At 40.6% G+C, this 22,628-nt stretch carries 23 protein-coding genes; all 23 read right to left on the bottom strand.

Annotation, left to right across the window (positions count from 1 at the left end; translation table 11 throughout):
* Positions 1-28: 28 nt before the first annotated feature.
* Positions 29-823, bottom strand: coding sequence for a flagellar basal body rod protein FlgG (flgG, locus tag NSQ17_RS08125; protein WP_008344796.1), 795 nt, complete (start codon positions 821-823; stop codon positions 29-31).
* A gap of 21 nt (positions 824-844) precedes the next feature.
* Positions 845-1,288 carry a flagellar hook assembly protein FlgD gene (gene flgD / locus NSQ17_RS08120; RefSeq protein WP_041507305.1) on the bottom strand — a complete coding sequence of 148 codons (444 nt, stop codon included), beginning with the start codon at positions 1,286-1,288 and terminating at the stop codon, positions 845-847.
* Entirely contained in the window at positions 1,288-2,610 is a 1,323-nt protein-coding gene (locus NSQ17_RS08115) for a flagellar hook-length control protein FliK (RefSeq protein WP_274660269.1), read from the bottom strand. The genes flgD and NSQ17_RS08115 overlap by 1 nt, the downstream gene beginning before the upstream one ends.
* Complete coding sequence (locus tag NSQ17_RS08110) at positions 2,611-3,297, bottom strand: MotE family protein (RefSeq protein WP_024720353.1); 687 nt, start codon at positions 3,295-3,297, stop codon at positions 2,611-2,613. It lies immediately after the preceding gene.
* Between the two features lie 12 nt (positions 3,298-3,309).
* Positions 3,310-3,753 (bottom strand): flagellar export protein FliJ, encoded by a 444-nt coding sequence (gene fliJ / locus NSQ17_RS08105; RefSeq protein WP_024720352.1) that lies wholly within the window; start codon positions 3,751-3,753, stop codon positions 3,310-3,312.
* Between the two features lie 8 nt (positions 3,754-3,761).
* Positions 3,762-5,078 (bottom strand): flagellar protein export ATPase FliI, encoded by a 1,317-nt coding sequence (gene fliI, locus NSQ17_RS08100; protein WP_008344803.1) that lies wholly within the window; start codon positions 5,076-5,078, stop codon positions 3,762-3,764.
* Positions 5,075-5,839, bottom strand: coding sequence for a flagellar assembly protein FliH (gene fliH, locus NSQ17_RS08095; protein ID WP_024720351.1), 765 nt, complete (start codon positions 5,837-5,839; stop codon positions 5,075-5,077). Before fliH ends, fliI begins: the two co-directional genes overlap by 4 nt.
* Positions 5,832-6,848 carry a flagellar motor switch protein FliG gene (gene fliG, locus NSQ17_RS08090; RefSeq protein ID WP_034281776.1) on the bottom strand — a complete coding sequence of 339 codons (1,017 nt, stop codon included), beginning with the start codon at positions 6,846-6,848 and terminating at the stop codon, positions 5,832-5,834. The genes fliH and fliG overlap by 8 nt, the downstream gene beginning before the upstream one ends.
* Positions 6,849-6,859: 11 nt before the next feature.
* Complete coding sequence (gene fliF, locus NSQ17_RS08085) at positions 6,860-8,452, bottom strand: flagellar basal-body MS-ring/collar protein FliF (RefSeq protein ID WP_017359091.1); 1,593 nt, start codon at positions 8,450-8,452, stop codon at positions 6,860-6,862.
* A gap of 50 nt (positions 8,453-8,502) precedes the next feature.
* Positions 8,503-8,820 carry a flagellar hook-basal body complex protein FliE gene (fliE, locus tag NSQ17_RS08080; protein WP_007499609.1) on the bottom strand — a complete coding sequence of 106 codons (318 nt, stop codon included), beginning with the start codon at positions 8,818-8,820 and terminating at the stop codon, positions 8,503-8,505.
* 11 nt (positions 8,821-8,831) lie between these two features.
* Positions 8,832-9,284 (bottom strand): flagellar basal body rod protein FlgC, encoded by a 453-nt coding sequence (flgC, locus tag NSQ17_RS08075; RefSeq protein WP_007499610.1) that lies wholly within the window; start codon positions 9,282-9,284, stop codon positions 8,832-8,834.
* Entirely contained in the window at positions 9,284-9,673 is a 390-nt protein-coding gene (flgB, locus tag NSQ17_RS08070) for a flagellar basal body rod protein FlgB (protein WP_017359092.1), read from the bottom strand. Before flgB ends, flgC begins: the two co-directional genes overlap by 1 nt.
* Positions 9,674-9,962: 289 nt before the next feature.
* Positions 9,963-10,742: a GTP-sensing pleiotropic transcriptional regulator CodY gene (gene codY / locus NSQ17_RS08065; protein ID WP_058337353.1), complete on the bottom strand. Its 780-nt coding sequence runs from the start codon at positions 10,740-10,742 to the stop codon at positions 9,963-9,965.
* Between the two features lie 34 nt (positions 10,743-10,776).
* Positions 10,777-12,177 (bottom strand): HslU--HslV peptidase ATPase subunit, encoded by a 1,401-nt coding sequence (gene hslU, locus NSQ17_RS08060; protein ID WP_008344818.1) that lies wholly within the window; start codon positions 12,175-12,177, stop codon positions 10,777-10,779.
* 16 nt (positions 12,178-12,193) lie between these two features.
* The gene (gene hslV, locus NSQ17_RS08055) at positions 12,194-12,739 is read right to left on the bottom strand and encodes an ATP-dependent protease subunit HslV (protein WP_007499614.1); all 546 of its coding nucleotides are present in this window, start codon (positions 12,737-12,739) and stop codon (positions 12,194-12,196) included.
* A 14-nt stretch (positions 12,740-12,753) separates the two neighbouring features.
* Positions 12,754-13,671: a tyrosine recombinase XerC gene (gene xerC / locus NSQ17_RS08050; protein ID WP_039166693.1), complete on the bottom strand. Its 918-nt coding sequence runs from the start codon at positions 13,669-13,671 to the stop codon at positions 12,754-12,756.
* 62 nt (positions 13,672-13,733) lie between these two features.
* On the bottom strand, positions 13,734-15,038 hold the full coding sequence (gene trmFO, locus NSQ17_RS08045; RefSeq protein ID WP_007499618.1) for an FADH(2)-oxidizing methylenetetrahydrofolate--tRNA-(uracil(54)-C(5))-methyltransferase TrmFO: 1,305 nt from the start codon (positions 15,036-15,038) through the stop codon (positions 13,734-13,736).
* Between the two features lie 70 nt (positions 15,039-15,108).
* Positions 15,109-17,184 (bottom strand): type I DNA topoisomerase, encoded by a 2,076-nt coding sequence (gene topA, locus NSQ17_RS08040; protein WP_008344821.1) that lies wholly within the window; start codon positions 17,182-17,184, stop codon positions 15,109-15,111.
* Between the two features lie 194 nt (positions 17,185-17,378).
* The gene (gene dprA / locus NSQ17_RS08035) at positions 17,379-18,281 is read right to left on the bottom strand and encodes a DNA-processing protein DprA (protein WP_058337355.1); all 903 of its coding nucleotides are present in this window, start codon (positions 18,279-18,281) and stop codon (positions 17,379-17,381) included.
* Between the two features lie 63 nt (positions 18,282-18,344).
* The gene (sucD, locus tag NSQ17_RS08030; protein ID WP_007499624.1) at positions 18,345-19,247 is read right to left on the bottom strand and encodes a succinate--CoA ligase subunit alpha; all 903 of its coding nucleotides are present in this window, start codon (positions 19,245-19,247) and stop codon (positions 18,345-18,347) included.
* A gap of 22 nt (positions 19,248-19,269) precedes the next feature.
* On the bottom strand, positions 19,270-20,430 hold the full coding sequence (gene sucC / locus NSQ17_RS08025; protein WP_008344824.1) for an ADP-forming succinate--CoA ligase subunit beta: 1,161 nt from the start codon (positions 20,428-20,430) through the stop codon (positions 19,270-19,272).
* A 176-nt stretch (positions 20,431-20,606) separates the two neighbouring features.
* Entirely contained in the window at positions 20,607-20,882 is a 276-nt protein-coding gene (locus NSQ17_RS08020) for a FlhB-like flagellar biosynthesis protein (protein ID WP_008344827.1), read from the bottom strand.
* Positions 20,879-22,612 (bottom strand): glycosyltransferase, encoded by a 1,734-nt coding sequence (locus NSQ17_RS08015; RefSeq protein WP_342468001.1) that lies wholly within the window; start codon positions 22,610-22,612, stop codon positions 20,879-20,881. Before NSQ17_RS08015 ends, NSQ17_RS08020 begins: the two co-directional genes overlap by 4 nt.
* Between the last annotated feature and the right edge of the window lie 16 nt (positions 22,613-22,628).

Genomic DNA, 22,628 nt, shown 5'->3' with positions numbered 1-22,628 from the left:
AGAAGCGATAAACCGCTCCCCCTACCTCCTATCGTTTCAGATTCACAAGTTCTTGCAGAATTTCATCAGATGTTGTGATCGTCTTTGCATTCGATTGGAATCCACGCTGTGCGATAATCATTTCTGTAAACTCGTCTGTTAAATCAACGTTTGACATTTCAAGTTTACCTGTTTGAAGTTCACCTGTTCCTTGAGTTCCAGGAGCCATGGCATTACTTGGTGCACCGGAACTGAGTGTTTGGCGATATAAGTTATCCCCAACTTTATCTAGTCCTCCTGCATTACTGAAAGACACAAGTGATACTTGTCCAACAGTACGAGAAACGTTGTTCTCAACAACAGAAACGGTCCCATCTGGCCCAACACTAACACTTGACACATTGTCTCGTGGAATGTTGATTCTTTGCCCATCCATACCAAGAAGATAGTTTCCATCAGATGTTACCAAATCCCCATTTGAATCAGGTTTGAAGTTCCCTGTTCTTGTAAAAAGGATTTCACCTTGCTTTTCAATACGGAAAAATCCATCTCCATTAATATAGAAATCATATGGTTCGTCTGTATTTTGAGAAGAACCTGATGTCATGATTTTATCAATAGAAGATAAAGCTGATCCTAAACCAACTTGTTTTGAGTTGATTGAACCAGAGTTATTCGTCGGTCCACCAGAACTTGCAATGGTTTGACTGACCATATCTTTAAAAGTGATACGGCTTTTTTTGTATCCATGTGTATTGACGTTGGCCACGTTATTGGCTACAACATCTAATTTTGTTTGGAAGTTTTTCATTCCGCTAATTCCTGAGTAAAGTGAGCGTAACATTTATTTTCCTCCTCGATTTGCTTACGATTTTTCTCCAACAGTTGTAACATCCCATGGGCTGATTTTCGTTCCATCTTCTAAATATAGGAAGTATTCATTGTTTATGTTTTTCACAGACTTCACAGTGCCAGATATGTCTTTATCATCTTGTTTGCCCGCTACTTCTTTACCAATCCATCCTACATATGTCGTAAATGGATCTTGGTGTGCAACAAATGTAGACATGATCTGATTCATTTGAGTGATAGATTCGTTCATATTCATTTGCTGTTCTAAAGAAGAAAATGTTGCAAGCTGTGTGACAAACTCACGGTCATCAATCGGGTTTGTCGGATCTTGGTTTTGAAGCTGCGTAAGTAAGATTTTCAAGAACTGATCTCGGCCAAGTGTATCTGTTTTCTTTGCTGCGTTTGAAGAAGTGTCCGCTTGTGCGGCTGTTCTATTCGTCGCATCAACAGTTGCCATTAGATCTCCTCCTCTTCTTCTTCTGATCCAACAAGCGCATCTAGTACATCTTGGAATTCAGCTTCCTGTTCTTCAGGCTGCTGGAAACTTTGTCCTTTTGATGGCTGCTGCTTGCCTTCCTCATTAAATTGTCCAAAAGACGGCTGCTCATTTGACTGAAGCGGTATATGGAAACGGTCAACTTGAACCGACATATTCGGTAGCGCCTGCTTGAGCTGCGGCAGATGATGCTCGAGCAACTCTTTTGCTGCTTGCGTTGAAGCTGTAATTTTACTCGCATACATCCCGTTTTGTTTCGTTAGCTGGATGGTAATAAACCCTAGATTTTCTGGATTTAATCGTACGGTAAACCGTCCGCTTGAATTGCCAAATGGTGTGAACTTCATTTGTTTCCACGTATTTAAAATCTGCTGATCAACCGTACCTGGCTTTTCGTCAGTTGTTTGCGTCTGCTGCATAGGAGCAGCTGATTGCAGTTGGAAGAACTGTTTATGTCCTGGAAGCAGCGTATGGGTAATTGTTTTTTCAGAAGCAGGTGCCGTAGTGCCTTGACCTTTGGTGACTTCTTTTTTCATAAGCCATTCAAGTGAGGCAACACCTTTTGCTGGAGATGAGAAGGAAGATTCTTGCCTTGGAGCAACCATTTCTTTTAACTCTCCTAAGGAAATTTTCCACTCTTTATCTGACCCTTTCGCATTCGCCATCATATGATCGATTAACTGATTAAAGTGTTTCAGCTCGCTTTGCGACATATTATTCAGCTTAGGTGCCGATCCTTGCGAGAAGAACTGCTCTTTTACTTGTTGAATGAGCTTTTCATCTGCTCCGTTTTTCGTTAGAAACTTGATGAAATCTTCACCTTTTGCTTGAATATCCTGTACAAGTTTTGCATCAAAGTTAACCGGCTGCTGATTCAGTATTTGATATAAGAAAAAGTGGACTTGTATGAGCTGTTCACTATGTTCAGCAACTGGCTTCTCATCCTGATCGCCATAGATCACCGATTCCATCTTTTGAAATAGCTCTTCAAGTGACTTTAAGTCAGCCCCTTCAAGCTTTTGCCCTTGCAGCGCCTGAAGTGCCGCAAGAAGATCTCCATCTATTCCTTCTTCAGGTGATTGCATCCATTTTCCAATGATTTGCATCGCATCATTCATGGATAGAGTGGTTTCCGCTGGCTGAGATATAGCTGGACCACTTTGAATACCTGCGCCATTTAACAATTGTTTGAACAGGCCGCGAGCAGATACTGCCCCCTCTCCCTTTAGTCCCGAGAGACCTTGGGAAGATTGCTGTAAGGCTCCAATGTCCAATAGCTTCACTTATTGTCCACCTCCATTTTCACTTTCTTCTTTTTTGGCAAGCTCCTTCGTGAACGTTGCTGCCTTCTGAGGTGTCAGTTTTGCTAATATGTCCGTCAGCTTATTTTTACTCAGCTCTTCAAGGATCTTCAAAGCTTCTTTATCACTTAGCTCTGATAGAATTTTGGCAGATTTTCCTGCATCCATGCTTTCATAAATGCTGGCGACCTTTCCTTTTGATTGCTGATTAGAAGATGCTGACGAATCAGTTGAAGATCCTGATCCGTTATTACTTGATGATGTACTGTTTGATGAACTGTCACTTGCTGACGTGTTCTCTTTATCAGATGTTTTTTCAAGTGAATTGATTTTTTGATTCAATCGTTTAATCTCTTCATCACTTGTCTTCAAGTCTTTTTGAGCAATTTCAAGTTCATTCTCTTGTTCTTTAATCGTCTTTTTCAACGCTTTCAACTCTGTATCACGTTGATCGTTATTTGAAGATGACGTTTTTGATGTGTCATCTGATCCAACCAAGCTGCTAATCCCCGGAATGTTTTGGAGCGGTTTCTTTAGATCATAACCTGCCATATAAAGGATTGTGCCCGTTACAATCACAAGCACAACCAATGGGATAATGACAATAAACAAGATCCATTGAAATTTACCGCCGCCGCTTGATTCCTTTGTTTTTTCCTTCTTAGGCATTCATCTCGACTCCTAATGTCCTTGAAACATGAATTGGCTGATAGAGATATCATCCATTTCTTTCATTTCAATTGCCTTATGTTCAAGGGAGAACTTTTCAAATTGCTTTTCTTTCATTTTTTCAAACTTTTTAAACTCAATATTTTTTTCTGTTAAATCAGATTGTTTTTCATTCATTTGATGGCGTTTCATGATCACAAGCTGCTGATAATGATGAATGGTGTTATCTAAGTTCGTCACAAATTGCTGATAATGACGCATTTCTTGAACACTCATCCCACTTCTCAGCTTTTCTTCTTTGCTCTTTTCCATTAGCTCTTTTTTACTCATATTTTCATAGAGTTTTTCAGCGGCTTGCTCAAATGCCGAAACGGATTGTTGATACGCTGCGAGTGATTTGTCCTTTTCACTTTCTTTCAATTCTAAGAGCTTTTGAAATTTGTATTGATATCTCACTGTTTTTGTCAATCCTCTCTATTCATCAAACTGAGCAATATCCTCACGCTGTCTTCAATCGATACAGCCTCTTCAACGTCCTGCTTCAAAAATGAAATCAGTTGTGGGTAAGCTTGCATGGCCTCATCAATATCTTTAGAGGAGCCTTTTTTATATGCTCCAATGTTAATGAGGTCTTCAGCGTTTTGATATGTGGATAAAAGCTGGCGGAACCGGTTAGCCGCTTCCTTGTGATCATGACTTGCGATATTACTCATGACACGACTGATACTTTTCAGAATATTGACAGCTGGAAACTGTCCTTTGTTGGCCAGTGCACGATCAAGTACTATGTGGCCATCTAAAATCCCCCGCACTGTATCAGCGATTGGCTCATTCATATCGTCACCATCAACAAGCACTGTGTAAAACGCTGTGATGGAACCAAGTTGATTTGTACCAGTTCGTTCTAGCAATTTTGGCAGTATAGCGAACACTGAAGGCGTATATCCTTTTGTTGTTGGCGGTTCACCGGTTGCAAGTCCTATTTCGCGCTGTGCCATGGCGACCCTTGTGACAGAATCCATCATAAACATGACATTTTTGCCTCTGTCTCTGAAATATTCGGCAATAGCTGTTGCAGTATAGGCTGCTTTTAATCTTGTCAGTGCGGGCTGATCTGAAGTTGCGACAACAACAATCGAACGCTTCAGTCCTTCAGCTCCTAAATCTTTTTCGATAAACTCGCGAACTTCACGTCCACGCTCTCCAACAAGTGCAATGACATTGAGATCCGCTTCTGTCTGCTTGGCAATCATCCCCATCAAGGTACTTTTACCAACACCGCTTCCCGCGAATATGCCAATTCTTTGACCAGTGCCGACTGTGAGCAAGCTGTCAATCACTCTGACACCAACGCCCATTTTTTCACGAATAGGCGGTCTGTCCATCGGGTTTGGAGGAGATTGTTCTGTTGAGACAGGTGCAAGTCCTTTAGGAAGCATGCTGCCGTCCAGTGGATCACCGAAGGCATCAACAACCTGCCCGATTAAACCAGTTCCTACTTTGACCTTTAACGACTCACCTGTTGCTTCAACAAGACTGCCTGGTGAGATGTTAGAGGCTTCTACGTAGGGCATGAGCAAAATGTTTTCATCTTTAAAGCCAACGACTTCTGCTTTGATTGGATGATTCTTACTCCCTTTTTTGTGAATAAGACATACATCACCGATTGAGCTTTCTGGCCCCTTGGACTCAATCATCAGTCCAACAACTCGATTGACTTTACCAAAACGTTTGTAAGGATCGGCGGTTTCAATCGTTTCTTTTAGCACATCTATGTTCATTTGTGATCACCTGAATCAATGACTTCTAATAACTTTTCTTTTAACTGATTCATTTGGGTATCAACACTCGCTTCCACTTTTCCAAAGCTTGTTTCGACGTAACAAGTACCTTTTGGTGCTTTTTCATCCGAGTAAATGGCAAGATGTGTATTCTTTTGAAGGATTCTATTTAATTCGTCTTTATATTCCATCACATGTTCGTAATGTGCAGGGTCGACATAGATGGAAATATCGTCATATTCCTTCACTTCTGAAACGACCTGCTTCACTAGCGTTAAAAATTGTTCTTTTGTGTCCTCAGCTGCATTCCATACTCGTTTAGCGAGCTCAAACGCAAGTTCGACAATTTCTTCAGCAGAGCTTTCGATTTTTGCTTCATAGTCCTGCTTTGCAAGGCTGACAATGTCATTCGCTTGATCAAGAATCGATTGATACTGTAAATTCGCATCTGCTTCGCCCTTTTGAAAACCATCTTGATATCCTGTTTGTTTCGCTTCTTCAATGAGCTGTACTCTTTCTGCTTCAAAATCAGCTCGCCGCTGATTGATTTCAGCCATTGTTTGTTCCAGCTCACGATTTGCTTGTTCTAAAATACGGCTTGCTTCATCTTGTGCATCACTTAATACAAGCTGAGATGCTTCTGTCTCGTTGACAAGCTCTTCTTCGTGATGTTCTCTTTTGAATTCCACTTGCTGCAAGGGAATGGTTTGACGGCCTTGTTCAGGAATAACAGATGTTTCATGTTTGATAATCCTAGACAATGATATCGTCTCCTCCACCTCGAGCTATGACGATTTCTCCAGCCTCTTCAAGTCGTCTTACGATGCTGACAATACGAGTCTGTGCTTCCTCGACATCTCTAAGCCGGACAGGTCCCATAAACTCCATTTCTTCTTTGAACGTTTCGACCATACGTTGCGACATGTTGCGGAAGACAATTTCTTTGACTTCTTCGCTTGCCACTTTGAGTGCAAGTAGTAAATCGTCATTTTCAACATCTCGAATCACACGCTGAATGGCTCTGCTATCAAGAGTAACAATGTCTTCAAAGACAAACATACGTTTCTTAATTTCATCAGCAAGCTCAGGATCTTGAATTTCCAGTGTATCTAAAATGGTTTTCTCCGTTGCACGGTCTACACCATTCAGTACTTCGACTACCGCTTCGACTCCGCCCGTTTGGGTATAATCTTGCGTAAAGGTTGAAGAAAGCTTTTGTTCAAGAATACGTTCCACCTCATTGATAATCTCTGGAGATGTGCGATCCATTAAAGCAATTCTTCTTGCAACCTCAGTTTGTACTTCCTCGCCTAACTCAGATAAAATCTGTCCAGCCTGTACTGGATCTAAGTAGGAAAGAATGAGCGCAATGGTTTGTGGATGCTCGTGCTGGATAAAGTTTAAAATTTGCTCTGGGTCAGCCTTTCTAGCAAAATCAAATGGTTTCACTTGAAGTGAGGATGTTAAGCGATTTAAGATGCTGTCCGCTTTGTCCTCACCAAGCGCTTTTTCAAGCACTTGTCTTGCGTACATAAGGCCGCCTTGTGATATGTAGTCCTGCGCGATGGCAATGCTGTGAAACTCTTCGATGACTTCATCTTTTTTAGCAGTATCTACACTTCGTACATTGGAAATTTCTAATGTTAATTTTTCTATTTCGTCTTCAGACAGATGTTTGTATACAGATGCTGACACGTCTAGCCCTAAGGAAATCATTAGGATTGCTGCTTTTTGTCTGCCTGTTAGTCGATTTGGATCTTTTCTCGACATGTGTATTCCTCCTAATCCTCGGACAGCCAGCTGCGTAGCAATTTAGCAAAGTCTTCTGGTTTATCTTTTGCCATTTTTTCAAGCTGATTTTTTCTCACCATTTCTTCTGTTTCTGGCTCAGTATCGATATCAGGAACATGAATTGGTGTACGTTCATCAAACTCAAACTCTTCTTCCTCTTCTTTTCTTCGCTTACGTACGAGAAGAATGATGAGAGCGATAATGGCGAGTAGTAGCACACCGCCAACAATATAAACCCAAATTGGAATATTGTTTGAAGGGTTTTCTGCTGCCGTTTGCTGTTTACCGTCTAATTTTGATACAGATAAAACGATTTTGTTATCTAAGTCAGCTTGAGTGAGCGCTTGACCGTTTGTGTATTCTTTATCAATCGATGTACTGATGATGGTTGAAAGAATTTTTTTGATATCATCCTGCCTTTCAGCAGTTAATGAATTCGGATCGTTTGCAGTAGGCGGTTCAACCAGTGCCTGAATGCCAACGTCTCTGATTTTATAAGGACTTTCTTTGATATCTTTATGAATGCGGTTGACTTCATAATTGATACGATCTTCGCTCTTTTCGTAATCTCCGCTTCCGTTCGTTCCATCGGCGCCTTGATAATTTGTGACATCATCGTCACCTGTTCCAGCGGTGCCTCCAGCTGCTGCGCCATTGCCTGAATAAGTTTCAGCAATCTTTTCAGCGCTGACAGCAATTCCTTGCATGTTTTCTTGATCAACTGGTTCGACAAGATCTTCTTTTCTTTTTTCTTCAGTAAAATCAATGTCTGTAGTGACCGATACGGCAACTTTCTCTTGACCCATCATCGTTCCAAGCAGCTGTTGAATTTTTCGTTGAAGATTCTTTTCAATCTCCTCTTTTTTCTGCTGCTGTGCATCCATTCCACTTGCATAGGAATCTGAGCTGCTGTTTAAGTCATAGTAGTTGGAATCTTGGTCCATAATGACAATGTTTTCTGTTTTTAAATTCGGCACACTTTTTGAAATAAGATGATAAAGGCCTTTTACTTGTTGCTGAGTAAGCGTGTAGCCTGGTTGAACTTGCAGCACAATTGATGCTGATGCATTACTTTGCTCTTCTCCAACAAAAACGGAATCTTTTGGCAGGTTAATCATAACCTTTGAATCTTTAATCCCATCAATCGTGTTGATCAGATTGGATAGTTCTGTCTGAGTTGCGTCTACTTTCAGAACATCAAATTCATTATCTGTTAAACCGAAGCCGGAATTGTTCGCAAAGAAGGAGTAATCAATATTCCCTGTTTTAGGAAGTCCTTCTGATGCAAGTGTTACTTTTAAAGTGTCTGCTTGCTTTTCTGGAACTAAAATCGTCGTTCCGTTATTTGCAAGTTCCGATTTAACGTTTTTGCCATCCAGTTCCTGTTTGATTTGCCCTGCTTCTGCCTCAGACAAATCTCTAAACAACGGAACCATTTTTTCAGAAGAAGCAAAGATGCTAACAACCGTAATAATGATTGCTAGGGCAGCTACGCCGCCAATCATGAGTATTTTTTGTAATTTTGATCGATTTCGCCAAAACTCAACTGTTTTTGTTCTTAATTGCATTAAAGTACGATTCATCTTAACCCCCGGTCATTCCATTCAGTCTATTTTTTGTCCACCAGCACCTCCTACATCTGCATTCTCATAATCTCTTGGTACGCTTCGACTGCTTTATTCCGAAACTCGGTTGCAGCTGTGAGTGTCACACTCGCTTTTTGTGAAGCAATCATGACTTCATCGAGATTGACATCTTTCCCTTGTGCGAGAGCATTCGTATACTGGTCTGATTTCAGCTGTGATTGATTTAATGCCTCAATGGAATTCTTCAGCACATCAGAGAAATTCGTTTGACTTTTAGGTGCAGCCGCCTGCACAGACGATGCATTCGTCAATTCACTTGCTTGCTGAGCGGTTTGAAGCTGGAAAGGAGATATTGCGTTAACCAATTCTTTTCACCTTACTTTCCTATTTCTAAAGCTTTCATCAGCATGCTTTTATTCGCATTCAGCGCAGTCACGTTTGCTTCATATGATCTTGAGCTGCTGATGAGATCAACCATTTCCTTTAATGGATCAACGTTTGGTGTTTGAACATATCCATTTTCATTGGCATCGGGATTTGTAGGATCATATTGAAGGTTGAATGGAGTTTCGTCTTCAGTAATTTTTGTTACTTTGACGCCGTTTCCTAATTTGCCGCTCGAATTCATGCTTGAGTTCAATATAGATGAAAATGATTCACCTGACGGCTGTAATGTGACGAGCTTGCGTCTATAAGGCTCCCACTTGCCATCAACCTGTTTAGCTCTTGTTGTATCCATATTCGCAAGGTTAGAGGATACAACGTCCATTCTGAGCCTCTGTGCTGTTAATGCTGAGGCCGAAGCGTTCACGCCTGAAAAAATCGACATCACTTACCTCCTGTCAAAACTGTTTTAAGAGAATTGAACTTTCCGCTCATTCTTTCAACCAACGCATTATACTGAATTTGGTTTTTAGCGAGTTCACTCATCTCTTGATCAATATCGACATTATTTCCGTTTTCTTGATAAGAAGTACGGTTACTCGAAACAACTGAATAATTAGACCCTGTTTTAGAAAAATCAATGTGACCTTGGTATGTTTTTTTAGCATCTAATTTGATTGACGCATCATTTAGCATGTCGTGGAATGCAACTTTTTTAGACTTGTAGTTCGGTGTGTCTATATTCGCGATATTATTGCTTATGACTTTTTGCTTAACATTCGCTCTGCCCAAGGCATTCTCAAGGTTGCTTATCGTTCCAGAAAATATATCCAAAACCATATACCTCCAATCATATGTATTTCATTCCATTTAATCATGTCGAGATTTGTAAAACCATATGTTCATTGTAAGAAATAATAGGATTAAAGTCTATGATGTAATTGTAAAAAAAACTCGTAATATATATCTATTTTACGAATAGGCATAAAGACCTAGATTCAAAGAACTACAGAATTGTAAGGGGTTTCTTAGGAAAAAGAGTGTCATTTTTCGGACAAATCCTCTTTTTTCATACAAAAAACCCCTTTTCAACATTTATTTCGGCCGAAAAGGGGTTTTCTGATTAGTGAGATTTTAAATTTTCAAGTTCAATTAAAAATTTGTTGTTTAATACTTTGATGTATGTTCCCTTCATTCCAAGAGAACGCGATTCAATAACGCCTGCACTTTCTAATTTACGAAGTGCGTTTACGATCACTGAACGAGTGATTCCTACACGGTCAGCAATCTTACTTGCCACAAGCAGCCCTTCGTTTCCATCAAGTTCTTCAAAGATATGCTCAATCGCTTCAAGCTCACTATATGAAAGAGAGCTGATCGCCATTTGAACAACCGCTTTACTTCTTGCTTCTTCTTCAATTTCTTCCGCTTTCTCGCGAAGAATCTCCATCCCTACAACTGTTGCGCCGTATTCAGCAAGAATTAAATCATCATCTGTGAATGTATCTTGCAAACGAGAAAGGATTAACGTCCCTAAGCGATCTCCGCCTCCGATGATTGGTACAATCGTTGTCAAACCTGATTGGAATAAATCACGGTTCTCAATCGGGAAAGCTGTATACTCACTGTTGATGTCAAGATTTGAAGATGTTTCAGGGATGTTGAATAGACTCTTTGTATATTCTTCAGGGAACTGACGGTCTTCAAGCATTTTCTTCATACGCGGATTTTCAATCTGTTGGTTGATCGAATAGCCAAGAAGCTTCCCTCTTCTGCTTAATACGAAAATGTTTGAATCAATGACATCTCTCAATGTTTCTGCCATTTCTTTGAAATTAACCGGCTTCCCCGCTGCATCTTGCAGCATCGAGTTAATAATCCTTGTTTTTTGTAGTAACGCCATAATAATGATCCTCCTAGATTACTTTATTCATTTGTTAAAGTATAAATTGACTTAAGTCTTTATTATTTGCAATCTTTCCTAGCTTCTCTTCTACATACTGAGGGGTAATGGTCACTGTTTCCATCGTAATATCAGGCGCCTCAAATGAGAGCTCTTCTAGCAGCTTCTCAAGTATGGTGTGAAGCCTTCTTGCACCGATGTTATCCGTCTCCTGATTGACGTGATAAGCCACTTCGGCAATCTTATGAATAGCATCGTCAGAAAATTCAAGAGATATACCTTCTGTTTCAAGTAGAGCCTTATATTGCTTTAATAACGCGTTATCTGGTTCCGTTAAGATTTTCACAAAGTCTTCTATACTTAATTTATCTAATTCTACTCGGATTGGGAAGCGTCCTTGAAGCTCTGGAATCAAATCCGAGGGTTTCGCCATATGAAAAGCGCCTGCTGCTACAAATAGAACATGATCTGTTTTCACAGCCCCATACTTCGTCATCACAGTGGAACCTTCTACAATCGGTAAAATATCACGTTGAACCCCTTCACGAGAAACATCTGCAGACGATGCACCACCGCTTTTGGCAATTTTATCGATCTCATCGATAAAGATTATTCCTTGCTGCTCTGCTTTTTGCACGGCTTCCTGACCGACTTCATCCATATCAATCAGTTTTGAAGCTTCCTCAGCAGTTAACGCTTTTCTCGCTTCTCTGACGGTCAGCTTTCTGCGTTTTTTCTTTTTAGGCATGAGATTGCTAAGCGCATCCTGCATGTTCATACCCATTTGCTCCATACCCGAGCCTTGAAGCATATCAAACATGGAAGGCTGCTGCTCTTCGACTTCAATCGTGACATAATGGTCTTCAAGTTCACCCATCGCCAGCTGGTGCGCAATGCGTTTTCTCGTCGACTCAAGTTCTACTTCTTCACTTGAGTGATCTCGATCACTTTCATCAGCATCAGAACCACCAAACAGCATCTCAAAAGGATTTTTCACAGACTGACTTTTTTTCTTTCCAGGAACAAGTAGATGAACAAGCCGTTTGTTTGCTTGTTTTTCCGCTTCTTCTTGAACATCCTTCATTTTTTCTTCTTTGACTAGTCTGATTGCTGTTTCCACTAAATCTCTGACCATTGATTCTACGTCACGTCCGACATATCCAACTTCAGTAAACTTCGTCGCTTCCACTTTAATGAAAGGTGCACCAGAAATCCTTGCAATTCTGCGGGCAATTTCTGTTTTCCCCACACCTGTCGGACCAATCATTAAGATGTTTTTAGGAACGACTTCATCCTTTAGCTTATCATGTAAAAGACTTCTTCTGTAACGGTTTCTTAAAGCCACCGCCACTGCTTTTTTCGCATCAAGCTGACCAATAATGTACTGATCGAGCTTTTCAACTATCTCTCTTGGGGTGAACGGCTTTTTCTCCATACGTCTCATGTCCTTTCTATTCAAGCTCTTCTAAAGTGATTTGATCGTTCGTGTAGACACAGATTTCTCCGGCCGTTTCAAGAGCCGCCTTTGCAATCTCTCGAGCTGAGAGATGGTCACCTGCATGTTTTTTGAGTGCTCTCCCGGCGCTAAGCGCGTAGTTACCGCCTGACCCGATAGCCAAAATGCCATCGTCTGGCTCGATGACCTCTCCTGTTCCAGATACGAGCAGGATGCTTTCTTTATTCATGACGATCAGCATGGCCTCAAGCTGTCTGAGCATCTTGTCACTTCGCCATTCTTTCGCCAGTTCTACAGCTGCTCGTTTTAGGTTACCACCGTATTCTTCAAGCTTCGTTTCAAACTTCTCAAAGAGTGTAAATGCATCTGCAACTGAACCAGCAAAACCTGCGAGTACTTTGCCTCCGAAAAGACGGCGCACTTTTTTTGCTGTGTGTTTCATAACGACAGCCTGCCCAAAAGTGACTTGACCGTCTCCAGCCATCGCACTTTTTCCTTTATGTTGAACGGCAAAGATTGTGGTTGCATGAAATGATGACATGAAAAAACCTCCTTTTAGGATCGTTTAAAAGCCCTTGGGTGATGAGACATGTACGTTTTTCTTAAAGAATCTTTTGATACATGTGTGTACACCTGTGTTGATGATAAATTTGAGTGACCGAGAAGTTCTTGAACACTTCTTAAATCCGCTCCCTCGTTTAAAAGATGCGTAGCAAAGGTGTGCCTTAACATGTGAGGATGGATATGTAATGTGCCAGACGCCTTTTTCATTAATTCAGTTAGAATGAATCGAACGCCTCTGTCTGTAAGAGGAGCTCCGCGCTGATTCAAAAACACATGTGAATCAGCACGATCCTTTCCCTTCACTTTCAGCTTCTGCCTTCCATCCTCTAAATATGTGGAGAGCGCTTCATGTGCATAAGAGCCGAAAGGTACATACCGTTGTTTGCTGCCTTTCCCATGAACAAGCACTGTATCCATCGATAAATCAAGATCAGATTCTTTTAATGAACATAACTCACTGACCCTCATACCTGTTGCATAAAGAAGTTCTAAAATGGCTTGATTTCTTTGACCAAGCGGTGTATTTACATCAGAAACTGTAAATAGCTCTTTTAGCTCCTCTTCATACAAAAATGAAGGAATTCGCTTATCCTGCTTTGGTAAGCTAACGAGTAAAAAAGGATTTTCTTTCACAAGCTGTTCTCTTAATAAAAATTTATAAAAGCTGCGAAGTGCAGAGACTTTCTTACTAATCGTTCTTCTTGTAAGGCCTTTTTCATAAGCTTCTGTTAAATAAATTCTCGTATCTTGATAGGATACCTCTTCAAAACCGTCTATTCCTTGAATGTTCATAAATCTGACAAACTCTTCAATCGCCTCAGTATAACCCGAGATCGTTAAAGCTGAATAGTTCTTTTCAATCTGCAAATATTCAATGAATAAGTGGACAAGACGCTGTTTCTCTGTCATTTTTACACCTCTTTAAGGCTTTTAAATGGTATCACATATCTTGCTTCCCGTGCAATGTTTTACTACAGAGATTTCGAAATAGTTTGAATAGTTTCGATTGCGCGTTTAGCGTACTCTGCATAGCGCTCTTGTTTGTTTTTAATTCGAACGCCAAGATCTTTCAGCAAGCCAAAGTTTGCATTCATCGGCTGGAAGCTTTTCTTGTTTGTTGATGTGATGTAGTAAGCCATACTGCCAATCGCTGTTTCTTCTGGAAGTGTCACAAGCTCTTCTCCTTTAACAAAACGAGCTGCGTTGATTCCAGCCACTAGTCCTGAAGCCGCGGACTCAACATATCCTTCAACACCAGTCATTTGTCCGGCAAAGAATAAGTCGTCTCTATTTTTAAATTGATACGTCGGTTTTAGAAGGCTTGGCGAGTTAATAAATGTATTACGGTGCATCACACCATAGCGAACAATCTCTGCCTCTTCAAGACCTGGGATCAAACGGAATACTTCCTTTTGATCGCCCCATTTTAGATGTGTTTGGAACCCAACAATATTATATAAAGTACCTGCTGCATCATCCTGTCTTAATTGAACAACAGCGTAAGGTCTTTTCCCTGTTTTTGGATCTTCAAGTCCAACTGGTTTCATCGGGCCAAACAACATGGTTTTTTTCCCTCTTTTGGCCATGACTTCAATGGGCATACAGCCTTCGAAGAAGATTTCTTTTTCGAATTCTTTTAACGGCACAGTTTCAGCAGAAATGAGCGCCTCATAAAAACGATCGAATTCTTCTTCTGTCATCGGACAGTTTAAATAAGCCGCTTCCCCTTTATCATAACGTGATTTCAAGTACACTTTATCCATATCGATGCTGTCTTTCTCGAGGATCGGCGCTGCTGCATCGTAGAAATATAAATACTCTTCACCTGTTAAGGATTTTAATTCTTTTGAAAGTGCTTCTGATGTTAGAGGACCCGTTGCGATAATCGTCGGACCTTCTGGAATGCTTTGCACTTCTTCTTGAAAGACCGTCACATTCGGGTGATTTTTCACGCGGTCTGTGACGTTAGCTGCAAATTCATGACGATCTACTGCAAGCGCTCCACCAGCAGGAACCGAGCTTTCATCTGCTGCTGCGATGATTGCTGAATCTAAATGACGCATTTCTTCCTTTAGTACACCTACTGCGTTTGTTAAAGCGTTCGCACGCAATGAGTTACTGCATACGAGCTCCGCAAATTTATCAGTGTGGTGAGCTGGTGTTTGTTTGACAGGTCTCATTTCATACAGATGAACTTTAATTCCGCGCTTGGCAATTTGCCATGCCGCTTCACTTCCTGCTAAACCTGCTCCGATCACATTTACAAATTGACTCATTGTACAACTCTCCTATTTCGTAAGTTCTATTTGATGACATAAAAAAGCAGGTGAACAAGGTTGCTCACCGCTATTTTTGTTGTTCCTCTTTATAATCACAGTTCACACATTGAACTTGAATGCCTTTTTTCAGCTTTTTCTCTACAAGCATATTTTCGCATTTTGGACACTTTCTTTCAATTGGTTTGTCCCAAGAGACGAATTCACACTCTGGAAAACGATCGCAACCGTAAAAAATGCGGCGCTTCTTAGATTTCCGTTCAACGATATTTCCTTCGTGACAAGTCGGGCATTTGACACCAATATCTTTGACAATTGGTTTTGTGTTACGGCAGTCAGGGAAATTAGAGCATGCCATGAACTTACCGTATCTCCCCATTTTGTACACCATTGGATGACCACACTCTTCGCAATCAACTCCGGCGTATTCAGGCTCGATCTCAACTTCCTGCATCTCTGCTTCTGCTTTTTCTACCCGTTTTGCAAAATCTTGATAGAAACTGTCGATAATGCGTACCCATTCAATCGTACCTTCTTCAACGCTATCAAGTTCTTTTTCCATTTTCGCAGTAAATTCTACGTTAATGATTTCAGGGAAGAATTCAATAATTAAGTTGAGCACAATCTCTCCAAGCTCTGTTGGAATAAACCGTTTGTTATCAAGTGCCACGTAGCCGCGCTTTTGAATGGTATCTAATGTTGGTGCATACGTCGATGGGCGGCCGATACCTAGCTCTTCAAGGGTTTTGACAAGTCTAGCCTCAGTGTAGCGTGGAGGCGGCTGCGTAAAGTGCTGCTCTGGTTCAATATCTTTTGAAAGAACGGTATCTCCCTCTTTCAGATCAGGAAGCATTTTGTCCTTTTCTTCTAACTGGTCGTCCTTCCCTTCAACATATACTTTCATAAATCCAGGGAATTTCACCTTACTTCCATTTGCACGGAAAGTAAGCCCGTTATTTTCAAGATCCACACTCATTGTATCAAGAACAGCTGGTGCCATTTGGCTTGCCACAAAACGTTCCCAAATCAATTTATAAAGACGAAGCTGATCTCTGCTTAGCACGTGTTTGACATCTGCTGGTTTTCTTAGCGTAGAAGTCGGACGGATGGCTTCGTGAGCATCCTGTGCATTTTCGTTCTTTTTGGCAGTACGTTTTGTTGTATTCAAGAAATTCTTGCCATACGTTTGATCAATGAAAGCAGATACTTCTTCAATTGCCGTATTGGAAATACGTGTCGAGTCCGTTCTCATATATGTAATGAGACCTACTGTACCTTCTTTACCAAGATCAATTCCTTCATATAATTGCTGTGCAATCATCATCGTTTTCTTCGCACGGAAGTTTAGTTTTCTCGCTGCCTCTTGTTGTAAGGTAGATGTTGTAAACGGAACAGCTGGGTTGCGTTTACGTTCTTTTTTCGTCACTTTTTCAACAGAAAACTTGCTTCCTTTTAATTTCGAAAGGATTTCTTTTACATCTTCTTTTGTTTTTAGCGGATGTTTTTTGCCATTTACGCCAAAGAAACTCGCTTCAAAGCTTTCTTTCCCTTTTAGGAAGGTACCATCAATTGTCCAGTATTCTTCTGGTTTGAATTCATTAATTTCATTCTCGCGGTCAATAATCAGGCGGAGTGCAACTGATTGAACACGACCGGCGCTTAAGCCCTTTTTGACTTTCTTCCATAAAATTGGGCTGATTTTATATCCAACGAGACGATCTAAGATTCGTCTTGCCTGCTGCGCATCAACCAAGTCCATATCGATCATACGTGGATGTTTAAAGGAATCTTTAATTGCATCTTTTGTAATCTCGTTAAAGACAACGCGGCAATCTGAAGAGAGGTCAAGGTCAAGGCTGTGGGCTAAATGCCAAGCAATCGCTTCTCCCTCTCTGTCGGGGTCAGCTGCGAGATATACTTTTTTTGCTTTTTTCGCTGCTGTTTTTAATTCTTTTAAGACTGGACCTTTTCCTCGAATCGTAATATATCTCGGTTCGAAGTCATGCTCAGTGTCAACACCAAGCTGACTTTTCGGTAAATCCCTTACGTGCCCCATTGAAGCCTTTACTTTATACTTTTTTCCTAAATAACGCTCAATCGTTTTCGCCTTTGCTGGCGACTCAACGATGACTAAATAATCAGCCATACTCAAAATCCCCCTTAAGAGGTGTTCTCTCTTTATCCATTTCACAAATTTATATTTATGTTAATTGCACCTATCTAACAGGCAATCGTTAAAAATTCTTTATGATGAACATCATTATAAACACGAGAAACAAAGTGTAAACTTAAATCCTCACTATTATTAAATATTCCGATGTCTTTTGTCAAACGATATTTTTATGGGAGTTCAGTATATTGAACACCACTCAAGGAGAATTCCTCTAAAATATCCTTCGTTGAATGAACAAGCTTGGCACCTTGCTGAATCAGTCTAGCTGGACCTATAGAATTAGAATCAAAGATCGATCCTGCAACAGCAAACACTTCTTTTCCTTGCTCTAATGCCTGGTAGGCTGTAATAAGCGAACCGCTCTTTTCTTTGCACTGGACCACGATGGTTCCTCTTGTCAGGGCACTAATTAATCTGTTTCTCATTGGAAAATGCCATTTTTCTGGTTTGATATAAGGCGGATGCTCTGACAACAGTAAATGATGTTCTCCCATATATTGAGCCATTTGCACATGTTCTTTTGGATATACATGTTGAAAGCCGCCAGCTACAACACCAATCGTTTTTCCTTTTTTTCTTATGCACTCTTTGTGTGCAAGTCCATCAATTCCTTTTGCTAAACCACTCACAATCATCCAATCTTCCTCTACAAGTTCTCCAACAAGTTTCTTCACGCACGCTTCTCCATAAGAGGATGGCACTCGTGTACCTACTACACCTAAACTTTTTTCTTCATTTAAATAGGTAACGTTTCCTTTTAGGAATAATACTGGGGGAGGATCATAAATGTGTTTTAGTGAGCTGGGATATAAAGGTGATGTGATGGGAACCATGTGAATATTTTGCTTTAAATAGGCTTGAACGATGTGTTGAAAAATGGGGAATTCATTTTCTTCAGCTTGTTGTAAGCGGGTAAAGTCGATCTTTTGTAATGATCGATCCTGTTTGAAATGATGTGTTTCTTCATTTATATATAGCTCAGGATCGACTTTCCACCATTTTGTTAACAAAGAGGGTGAGATGAGGCCTTTTAAGCGGTGAAAAATCATTCTTTCGGACACGTTGTACATACCATTCCTCCAGTTTAAGATAGAAAGAAGAAGACTTGTCAAAGAACAAGTCTTCTTGTGTCATTAATGCGTTTTACAAGCTTCGAAGAGATTCTTCTCTTTTAACACTTTAATTAAGGTTTCTCCCATGACAGATGGTGTCTCTGCCACTTCAATTCCACATTCACGCATTGTTTTTACTTTTTCATCAGCAGTTCCTTTACCACCAGAAATTATGGCACCAGCATGTCCCATACGTTTTCCTGGAGGCGCTGTTTTACCGCCAATAAAGCCAACAACCGGCTTGGTCATATTTGCTTTTACCCATTCAGCTGCTTCTTCTTCAGCAGTACCACCGATTTCACCAATCATGATCACAGCATGCGTTTCAGGATCTTCATTGAAGGCTTTTAATACATCAATAAAGTTCGTGCCATTGACAGGGTCTCCGCCAATTCCTACAGCTGTTGATTGACCAACACCAGCCTCTGAAAGCTGATGTACCGCTTCATATGTAAGCGTTCCAGAACGAGACACAACACCAACATGACCTTTTTTATGAATGTAGCCAGGCATGATGCCAATTTTACATTCTTCAGGTGTAATCACGCCAGGACAGTTCGGTCCAACAAGTCTTGTCTTCTTACCTTCCATATAGCGTTTCACTTTAACCATATCCAGAACTGGAATGTGTTCTGTGATACAAATCACTAGATCCACTTCTGCATCAACAGCCTCTAAAATGGCGTCTGCTGCAAATGGTGCTGGTACATAGATAACAGAAGCATTTGCTCCAGTTGTCTGTACTGCTTCAGATACAGTATTAAATACAGGAACTCCCTCTACTTCAGTTCCACCTTTTCCAGGTGTGACACCGCCAACGATATTTGTTCCATACTCAATCATTTGTTTTGTATGGAATAATGCGGTTGAACCGGTAATCCCCTGAACAATTACTCTCGTATTTTTATTAATAAATACACTCATTTAGGTTCCCTGCCTTTCTGCTCTACTTGACTAAAGATACGATCTTTTCTGCCCCGTCAGCCATAGACTCAGCAGAAGTGATATTTAAGCCTGAATCACTCAGGATTTTCTTCCCTAATTCAACGTTTGTTCCTTCAAGACGTACAACGAGTGGTAATGTTAAGCCGACTTGTTTCGTCGCTTCAACAACACCTTCTGCGATGACATCACATTTCATGATGCCGCCAAAAATGTTCACGAAAATCCCTTTGACATTTTGATCAGATAAGATGATTTTAAATGCTTCCGTTACTTTTTCAGCAGTTGCACCGCCGCCAACATCAAGGAAGTTTGCAGGGTCCCCGCCGTAATGCTTGATGATATCCATTGTAGACATCGCAAGGCCTGCTCCATTCACCATACAGCCAATATTCCCATCTAGAGAAATGTAGCTTAGGTCATATTTAGATGCTTCAATCTCTTTTGGATCTTCTTCATCAAGGTCACGGTATTCTAATATATCTTTTTGTCTATATAAGGCATTGCTATCAAAGTTTAATTTTGCATCAAGTGCCATGACTTTTCCATCACCTGTTACAACAAGAGGATTTATCTCGGCAATTGAACAATCCTTTTCAATAAACGCATTGTAAAGGCTTGTCATAAACTTAACAGCTTGACCAACTAATTTTGTTGGAATATTAATTTTAAACGCAACTTCTCTCGCCTGATAGGCTTGGAGACCAATCGCTGGGTCGATGACCACTTTCACGATTTTTTCTGGCGTTTTTTCTGCTACTTCTTCAATTTCAGTACCGCCTTCTTCAGAAGCCATCAAAACAATTCTTGATGTCGCTCTATCCAAAACGAGTCCTACATAGTACTCTTTTTGAATATCGCAGCCTTCTTCAATAAGTAAGCGTTTTATTTCGCGCCCTTCAGGCCCTGTTTGATGTGTGACAAGTGTCTTGCCGAGCAATTCCTCTGCAAACCCTTTCACTTCATCTTTTGTTTTTGCAATTTTTACCCCACCTGCTTTACCACGGCCGCCTGCATGAATCTGTGCTTTTACGACATATACAGAGCTTCCTAGCTCTTCTGATGCTTTCACTGCTTCATCAGGTGTAAATGCTACTTTACCATTTGGAACTGAAACCCCATATTTTCTTAGGATTTCTTTTCCTTGGTACTCATGGATATTCATTTCCCATCCTCCCAACATATGTAGAAACAAAAATTATAAAATAGACTGCGCTTTCATTTTAAAGAATAAAAAAGAGAATGTCTAGGGTTCTATGTAAAATCGTAAAATCCTTCTAAACATTCAAATTTTTATTTTATTAAAAATATAAATTTTTCAGTCAAAACACTTATTTTACCTTATTTTTTCATTTTTTGATCCAATCGATAGATAAATGAAAATATTTCTGCTACAGTATCGTATAACGCTTCTGGGATTTCCTCATCGAGCGTTAAGTGGCGCATCAGTTCTACTAAATTACGGTCTTCTTGGATAGGAACTCCAGCTTTTTGAGCTTCTTCAATAATATGATCAGCCACATAGCCGCTGCCTGTTGCAACGACTTTTGGCGCCTTTTGTTTTTCTTCATCATAGTGTAGAGCGACCGCTCTTCTAAGCGGTTTTGAATCTTTCATACTCGTAAGTCCAGCCCTTTCTCGCTGATTTTATGAAAGTGTTCATCTAGAAAGTGAGACGGATCAATTGGCTCTTCTCTCTTTTTCGCTGTAATCCCCGTTAAACTATACCCTAGGGCATTTAAATTCTCTCGAACAGCTGGAATCATTGGATTAATGGTCCCTTGCAGTTCGTGAGCCGTCTCGACTGTAATTGACATTACTTTTTGCTGAATCGTACAGTCTATTAACGTTTCTTCTAAGTTCTCCATGTTTAAATAAAACATTAAACGGCACTGAGAAATATCAATAGAGCCATCTTTTTTCTTATGCCCTTTTAGAATAAAGGTTAAATCTTGAACACTATGTTTTGAGAAAAGAGGGTAAGAAACCATCATTTGACTAACTGTTTGGTTTTCCTGATGCACTAGTAACTGCCCATTTAATCTATGGAATAATTGATCCACTTCTTTTTTTACGGGTTCCGGAACATCAGCTTGCCTTGCATCATTTAAAACCATCTTTAATTGGTGAAGCTCTTGGCTTTTGACATCTTGGCTGCCCTTTTCCAGTAATTTCAGCATCCCAATTTCATCTCGTACACCTATCGCTTTTTTCATCGTCATCAGTAAATCGAGTACATCGGTTTTATTGCTTAATGCTGGTTCAGTCTGCTGAATGACCTTTACCAATGCGTTCGCCTCTGTTTTCGAAAGAAATGGAAATTCTTTTTGAAGCACGGCTGCCTTTGCGTCAGCCTGTGGTCCTGCCTGCTGGACTGCTTGAACCAGTGATGTGAGTTGTTTTACATCAAGCTGCTGCTGTCCGTCTGTGCCTTGCTTTGTGATGCTTGTCAGAATGCGTTCTATTTGCTGAAGCGGGAGCTGTTTTGGACTTAATAATTGCTGCACGCTGTTCTGATTCACTGTATCCACCTGTCGCCCTTGTATAACGGCGGGCTGGCTCTGCTTTGTTTGCTGAGCCGGATTGACATGACGCTGCACCTGCTGCAAGCTTTCTCCTTGCTTCGTTTGACCTTCTTTTGCTCCTAGAAGCACCGATAAGAGCTTTTCTGCATGAACAGTTGTCTCAGCATTTACAACCGTACGAACGGCCTGTGTAAGAGCCTGTGTGGCTTCTGATTGCTTCGGAAGCTGTGTTAATCGATCTAGCAGTGCTGTCACATCCTGATGAAGTGCAGAGGGGGATTTCATCGCTAATATTGATTGGAGCACTCCTTGTTGAATCGGCAAATCTTTCTTTAAAGCAAAAAGAAGTGCTTGCAGGCCTTTTTTGATATCCGCGCCTTGAAGTTGTTCAATCCATTTTACTGCCGTTTTTAACTCTGCTTCGTTGATGACCGGTTTTTCTTTTAAAAAGGCTGTAGCTGTTAACATTTGTTCAAGTCCATTTTTAAGCGACAGACCTTCTAGTAGTTTAGCTGCGGCATCCTTTAATGTTTTAGGATCTTGGTCAAATTGCTGAACAGGTCTTAATTTACTCAGACTGCCTCCACCTTCTTGTTCTAATTGGAACCAGTAGAAAGAATCGGCTTTTAGCTGAGCCGCTAGCTGCGCTTTGATTTTGGTCGAACCTATTTGAACAAGTGCTGTATCATCCCCAAGCATTTTCAGTACTTTGCCGAGAATGAGCCGGTGAATATTTTCCTTTCCTTCCGTGTTAAGTGGAACAGATTCTGCCGTATTCAGCCGACTATTCAGTGCAGTATGTATATCTTCAACTCTTGTCATCACAGGCAGCCTCCTT

The sequence above is a fragment of the Bacillus sp. FSL W8-0629 genome (genome assembly GCF_038593225.1).
Lineage (GTDB): Bacteria > Bacillota > Bacilli > Bacillales > Bacillaceae > Bacillus > Bacillus altitudinis.
The sequence above is the reverse complement of the archived record's forward strand: the minus strand, read 5'-3'. Positions and strand labels throughout refer to the sequence as shown.